Source organism: Flavobacterium geliluteum, from assembly GCF_017948595.1.
GTDB classification, from domain to species: domain Bacteria; phylum Bacteroidota; class Bacteroidia; order Flavobacteriales; family Flavobacteriaceae; genus Flavobacterium; species Flavobacterium flavipigmentatum.
Map to the genome: position 1 here is coordinate 21,465 of NZ_JAGFBV010000039.1, position 6,879 is coordinate 28,343.

A 6,879-nucleotide genomic window follows, 5' to 3' on the forward strand; every position below is an offset into this window, starting at 1 on the left:
ATGTTGAGATATAGTAAGGTTTTTAGTTTGGTCGTTTTTGTCTTTTTGTTTGCCATGTGCAATCAAAAAAGCAAAAGTCAATCTGATAAGGAAACAATTTTAAAGGGAGCTTTAACTATTACAGTTGATGAGACTGTTAAACCTATTGTCGAAGATCAAATTGCTGTTTTTGAAGGAACTTATTATGATGCAAAAATTACGCTCCAGCCAAAGTCGGAAGCAGAAGTTATTAATGACTTGCTGAATGAAAAAGCAAAAGTGGTCGTTATGACAAGAAAATTAACTCCGGAAGAGATTGGTGAATTTGCAAAAACAAAAATAAACCCTAGAGTTACGCCTTTTGCAACAGATGCGATTGCATTTATTTCGAATAAAAGCAATAATGATACTTTAATTGCGTTGAAAACTGTAGTGGATTTTATGCAAGGTAAAGCCGATGCTAGAATTAAAGGACTTGTTTTTGATAATCCAAACTCAAGTACTGTGCGCTACATGAAAGATTTAGCCAACGTAAAAGAGATTCCGAAGACTGGTGTTTTCTCTTTCAAAACAAATGAAGAGGTGATTAAGTTTGTTGCAGAAAATGATGGCATGATTGGCGTTGTTGGTGTAAATTGGCTTTCGCAACCTTCTCCAAATATGTTAGATGTTGTGAAGAAAATCAATGTTTTGAGTGTGAAAGGATTAAAAGATAATCAGTATTATAGTCCTTCGCAGAATGATATAGCAGAAATGAGATATCCTTTGGCACGCGAATTGTATATTATAAATTGTCAAGGTTATTCTGGATTGGGAATGGGTTTTGCGTCATTCATATCGGGAGATATTGGACAAAGAATAGTTTTGAAATCGGGTTTGCTGCCAGTGAGAACTCCGGGTAGAAAACTTCAAATTAGAAAACAAATTATAAACGATAAAGAATAAATTAATTACAATAAAGATGAATAAATTTAAAATTTTTAGTATTGCTTTAATTGCTTCAGCTTCTGTTGCAAAAGCGCAAGATCTAAACCAGGCCAAAAAAGCAATTGATGCTGAACAATTCGAGAAAGCAAAATCATTGTTAAAATCAATCATCAAAGCAAAACCATCTGATGGTGAAGCAAATTTTGTTTTAGGAAACGTATATCTAAATCAATCTGTTATTGATTCTGCTAAAATTTATTACTTAAATGGATTAGAGGCATCTGACAAGAAAAATTTAAACTATATCGGTTTAGGTCAGCTGGATCTTGACGGTAAAAATGCGGCTTCAGCTCAGGCTAATTTTGGATTGGCAACCAAAGATATGAAACGTAAAGATGTAAATGAATTTATATATATTGGTAGAGCTTACATCAATTCTACAAACCCTGATTACACCAATGCTATTGCTAGTTTAAAACGTGCTTTGGCGATTGAGCCACAAAATGCTACAGCACTTTTGACAATCGGAGATGCTTATTACGGAGCAAACAATCAAAATGATGCTTACAAAGCGTATCGTGATGCTTTTACTGCAGATCCAACACTTTTGAGAGCAAAAATGCAATTGGGCGTTTTGCTAAAAGGGGCTAAATCTTATGATGAAGCGATAAAATCGTTTAATGAAGTAATTGCTATTGATGCGAATTACGGACCTGTTTACAGAGAATTGGCCGAGACTTATTACAAATGGGCAAGAAATAAGCCTTCTACAAGACAAATAAATTATCAAAAAGCGATTTCTAATTACGAGAAATACTTAACTCTTACCGATTATTCAATAAATTCAAGAATGCGTCATGCTGATTTCTTAATTTTAGTTGAAGATTATAAAGCTTTGGAAGTTGAAGCGAACAAAATGATCGAATTAGACAAAGTTAATCCTAGAATTTACAGATATTTAGGATACTCTGCTTATGAGAACGGTAATATTGATGTAGCTATCAAATCTTTAGAAGATTATATCAAAGTTCCTACGAACAAAGTAATTGCTAAAGATTATTTGTATTTAGGATTTGCAAGAATTAAAAAAGGAACTGATGCAACTGGCGTTATAGAACCGACTGCTTTTGAGGCTGGTTTGAAAGACATCAAAAAAGCGGTAGAAATGGAGCCTCTTGCGGTTGAAGATCTTGGAGATTTTGGAAAAGAGTTGTTTGGAAAAAAACAATACAGCCAAGCAGCTGCTATCTATGAGTTGTCTGCAAGTAATTTGGAATCTAAAAATTACCTGAATGATAACGTATATTATGGTATTTCACTTTATTACGGAAATGCTAATAAAGCTGCAGGTACACATGATGCTGCTGCTTTAGAAAAAGGTATTGCAGCATTTGACAAAGTTTTAGTTGCTTCTCCAACTTATGATGAGGCTTACTTATACAAAGGCAGAATTTATAATTTGTTAAACAATGATGATTTAATTATCAAAAATTACGAAGAGTATATAACTAAAACTACTGCAAAAGGTGCAGAAGAATTGGCAAAACCAGCAACGGTTAAGAAAATTGTAGAAGCTTATAACAGTATCGGGGCTAGTTATGCGAATACCGATAAAACTAAAGCAATCGAATATTTTAATAAGTCTTTGGCTTTAGATCCTGCTAATACTTATGCTTCGCAATCTGTAAAAGCTTTAAAATAAAATAATCTTTTATCTTAAATATTAAACCGATAGTTCTTTGAGCTATCGGTTTTTTTATGTTCCGTATTTAATTGACTATCTTTGCACTTTAAAACAAAATAATGTTATCAAAAGAAATACAATTAGAAGTAAATAAAGGAGCTATGTTGCCCTTGATGGAAGAATTTTATACCATTCAGGGAGAAGGATTTCACACAGGTACTGCTGCTTACTTTATACGAATTGGAGGATGCGACGTGGGGTGTCATTGGTGTGATGTAAAAGAAAGTTGGAATGCAGAGCTACATCCGCCAACAGGAGTTGATTTAATTGTAAAAAATGCTTCTGCATATGCAGATACAGTTGTGATTACAGGAGGAGAACCTCTTACTTGGGATATGACTCTGCTTACGCAGCAATTGAAAGACAAAAATTTAAAAGTACATATCGAAACCTCCGGTGCTTATCCGCTTACAGGAACTTGGGATTGGATTTGTCTTTCGCCGAAGAAAAATAAATTGCCAACTCAAACCGTGTATGATAACGCGCATGAATTAAAAGTGATTATCTACAACAAACATGATTTTATTTTTGCAGAAGAACAAGCAGAATTGGTAAATGATAACGCTATTTTGTTTCTTCAGCCAGAATGGAGTAAAAAAGAAGAAATGACTCCTCTAATTGTAGAGTATGTCATGAATAATCCAAAATGGCGTGTTTCGCTTCAAACACATAAATATTTGAATATTCCTTAAATTATAAAAACTAAAAGCTCTTCATCTGAAGAGCTTTTAGTTTTTATAATTCGATCATTAATCATTGTTATTGCCAATTTTTATACTTTTTTAAAGTAGTAATATGAGCCAAATGATGGTTGCTGTGCCATGCATAAGTGCCGATAATCTGCTTTATTCTATATTCAGAATTATTCTCAGGATGAATAAAACGTTTTTCAAGATCATCTTCGGATAAATTTTTCATGATATAAACCAATCTAAAATGAAGTCCTTCAAGTAGAGACAAAGTAGGCTTAATAGGCATTTGTAAACTGTCAGGCAATTGCGACCAAAGATTTTCGTCATAAGCTTTTATTACAGGATTGTTTTCTGTAAGCGCCCATTTTATTCTGATATAACAATTCATGTGGCTTTCGGCGCAGTGATGAATCACCTGGCGAATTGTCCATCCGTCAGGACGGTAAGATGTATCAAGTTGTTCATTGGTTAAATGAATTGTTTCAATTTTCAATTTTTCTGGAAAGGAGGCAATTTCTTCGATTTTTTCAGAAATATATGATGCATTATATGTTGCAGGTTCTATAAATTTTCCAATCGGATATTTTAATTTTTCTAAATCGATATTTTCCATTGATCAAAATATTTTAAGTTTAAATCGAAAGTTTTGCCAAATAATCATAATGTTCGCCTTCCAATACAAGTTCGCACTGTAATCCGTTAGCAATTGCAGCATTTTGCAAAGTATTATAATCTAAATACAACCAATCAAATGGTGTTTCTTTTTCTCCTTTATAGGAAATTGTAAATTCCAACTCGCCATAATATTCTTTTTCAGACGGAATCCATTTTCCGCCGTCCTCATCTTCATCAAACATATAGATGATGTCAGAACTGTCTATTAAGATTTGACCGCCGGGATTCAGTAAGGATTTTAATTTTGATAAATATTGATTGCAGTTTACCAGTTTTCCGAAAATTCCGGTTCCATTCATAAGCAATAAGATGGTATCAAATTTCTGGCCTTCAAAATCTAAAATATTCTGAACTTTTGTATTTTCCAGGCCGCGAAGTTTACAGGTTGCAATGGCTTTTTCAGAAATATCAATCGCCATGACATCTAAATTTCGGTCGTTTTGTAATGTTAAACTATGGCTTCCGGCGCCGCAACCCACATCTAACACTTTTCCAGAAGCCAATTGCAAAGCTTTTTGCTCTATTTTTGGCATTTCATCGTAAGAGCGAAATAAATACTGTACACTCATTTCGTCTTCTTCAGAAATTGAAGTTGCTGTAATAAGATCTTCGGGCGAATTATTAGTTTGAAAGTCAAGAATAGCTTTTCCAAAAAGGTCTTTCATTGTATTTTAGTTCAAAGTTTAAGGTTTCAAGTTCAAAGTTGTTTAATTTTGCAGTTCAACTTTAAAATCTAAACTTGAAACAAATTTTAAATGGCTTACAAAAGTTAGCCAAAGATAAGCATATCGAAAATAAAAAGTATTTTGATAAGCTAAAAAAGAAGCAGCCTAAAAATTTAGACTATGTGATGCAGGATTTGCATGACGCCGAATTTAAAAAAACAGATTGTTTACAGTGTGCTAATTGTTGCAAAACAACTGGGCCTTTGTTTACTTTGGCAGATATAGAGAGAATCTCAAAATCTTTCAGACAAAAGCCACAACAGTTTATAGAGCAATATCTAAGAATTGACGAAGATAAAGATTATGTTTTGCAAAGTGTTCCTTGTACTTTTCTGGACCATGAAAATTATTGCATGATTTACGACGTGCGCCCAAAAGCATGCAGGGAATTTCCGCACACAGACCGCAAAAAGTTCAATCAAATTACAGATCTTACGTTAAAAAATGTGGCAATTTGTCCTGCGGCTTATAATATTGTAGAAGAAATGAAAAAGAAACTTCCGCTATAAAAACTTTTTAAATACTTAAATATTTTGTAATTGTTTTTTTAGAACAAATCATTTTTACTTTTTTAAATGTACTTTTGACTTTAGCGAAAGCAATAAACCCATAAAAGACCTGATACAAATTGAATCTAGAATATTTCATAGCCAAAAGACTCATTACTGCAAAAGATTATAAAAGCAGTATTTCTGCACCGATTATAAAAATTGCTATTTCTGCAATTGCTATTGGTATTATTATGATGTTGGTTTCGGTAGCAACAGGAATAGGTTTGCAGCAAAAAATTCGTGAAAAAGTGGCTGCTTTCAATGGGCATATTATTATTTCGAATTACGACAATAATAATTCAGAGGTTACTTTGGTGCCTATTTCCAAAAAACAAGACTTTTATCCTAATTTTAAATCCCTTCCAGATGTAAAACACATTCAGGCAGTAGCCAGTAAAGCCGGAATCATTAGAACTGAAAATGCTTTTGAAGGAATCATTTTCAAAGGTGTTGGTAGCGATTACGACTGGAACAATATCAAGGAATATTTGGTTGATGGTAAATTGCCTGATTTTTCTAAAAATTTAAACGAAGATGTTATTATCTCAAAATTTCTTGCAGATCGACTTGGCCTGAAAGTAGGAGATAGTTTCAATACTTTTTTTATTAAAGAAGAACAAGGAAAAATGCCCAATAGCCGCCGATTTAAAATCACAGGTATTTTTAATTCCGGATTTCAAGATTTCGATGCTACTTATATATTAGGAGATATCCGTCATATTCAAAGAATCAATAAATGGAATCAGAACCAAGTGGGTGCTTTCGAAGTTTTTGTAAAAGACTTTGACAATATAAGTGCTGCGGGAGATAAAATCTACAAAGAAACCTCTTCCAACCTTGACACCAAAACCATTATCGAAAAATACGGTTACATTTTCGATTGGTTGCAATTATTCGATTTTAATATTCTCGTTATTCTCGGGGTAATGATTTTAGTAGCCACAATCAATATGGTAGTAGCGTTGCTAGTCCTTATTCTGGAACGCACACAAATGATCGGAATTCTAAAAGCAATGGGCGCCAATAACTGGACTGTGCGCAAAATATTTCTATACAATGCTTTCTATCTTATCTTGCGAGGATTGTTTTGGGGCAACTTAATAGGGATTTCAATATTGCTTATCCAGCAGCAATTCGGAATAGTATCTCTAAATCCAGAAAATTACTATGTCAATCAGGCACCGGTGTATTTAAACTGGGGCTATATTGTCCTGCTCAACTTGCTTACGGTCACAGTTTGCTTCTTGGTACTATTAATCCCTTCTTATATCATCACCAAGATTTCTCCTGTCAAAGCCATCCGTTTCGATTAATAACATACATATATAGGTACAACCCGGCATTTTTCACAAAGGTGCCGGGTTTTTCATTCACACCTATATATAAGGACTGTTTTAATATTTTCTTATTTTAAGTTTAGTTAGTAGCTTATTCCTGCTATCCGCTCCAATCTTTTGTGCCGAACGCCGTCACAAAAGGATTTCCACTTCTATCAGGGCTAGGGGAGTTGTTGTCATGGGAAGACTTGTGCTTAATACTATAATATTGTATACAAACGAAAAGATATCGCCTTTGCATTCACGATT

General features: G+C 33.6%; 7 protein-coding genes. 5 read left to right on the forward strand and 2 right to left on the reverse strand.

Translation table 11 applies throughout. The features are described 5' to 3' along the window. From J3495_RS17640 to J3495_RS17650, 3 genes are all read left to right on the forward strand, one after another. Positions 1-924, forward strand: coding sequence for a PstS family phosphate ABC transporter substrate-binding protein (locus tag J3495_RS17640; protein ID WP_210668067.1), 924 nt, complete (start codon positions 1-3; stop codon positions 922-924). 16 nt (positions 925-940) lie between these two features. Continuing rightward, the gene (locus J3495_RS17645) at positions 941-2,608 is read left to right on the forward strand and encodes a tetratricopeptide repeat protein (RefSeq protein ID WP_210668069.1); all 1,668 of its coding nucleotides are present in this window, start codon (positions 941-943) and stop codon (positions 2,606-2,608) included. Positions 2,609-2,709: 101 nt separating this feature from the next. Continuing rightward, complete coding sequence (locus J3495_RS17650; RefSeq protein ID WP_210668071.1) at positions 2,710-3,342, forward strand: 7-carboxy-7-deazaguanine synthase QueE; 633 nt, start codon at positions 2,710-2,712, stop codon at positions 3,340-3,342. Positions 3,343-3,409: 67 nt separating this feature from the next. Here J3495_RS17650 and J3495_RS17655 read toward each other — a convergent pair whose 3' ends face one another. Together J3495_RS17655 and J3495_RS17660 are read right to left on the reverse strand one after the other, a co-directional pair. Continuing rightward, complete coding sequence (locus J3495_RS17655; protein WP_210668073.1) at positions 3,410-3,955, reverse strand: YfiT family bacillithiol transferase; 546 nt, start codon at positions 3,953-3,955, stop codon at positions 3,410-3,412. 19 nt (positions 3,956-3,974) lie between these two features. Continuing rightward, positions 3,975-4,682 (reverse strand): class I SAM-dependent methyltransferase, encoded by a 708-nt coding sequence (locus J3495_RS17660; protein ID WP_210668075.1) that lies wholly within the window; start codon positions 4,680-4,682, stop codon positions 3,975-3,977. Between the two features lie 74 nt (positions 4,683-4,756). Between J3495_RS17660 and J3495_RS17665 the strand changes: the two genes are divergently transcribed. Both J3495_RS17665 and J3495_RS17670 read left to right on the forward strand, forming a co-directional pair. Then, positions 4,757-5,251, forward strand: a complete 495-nt coding sequence (locus J3495_RS17665) for a YkgJ family cysteine cluster protein (RefSeq protein ID WP_210668077.1) — start codon at positions 4,757-4,759, stop codon at positions 5,249-5,251. Positions 5,252-5,370: 119 nt separating this feature from the next. Continuing rightward, a complete protein-coding gene (locus tag J3495_RS17670; RefSeq protein ID WP_210668078.1) occupies positions 5,371-6,606 on the forward strand; it encodes an ABC transporter permease in 1,236 nt (411 codons plus the stop codon). The last annotated feature ends 273 nt before the right edge of the window (positions 6,607-6,879 follow it).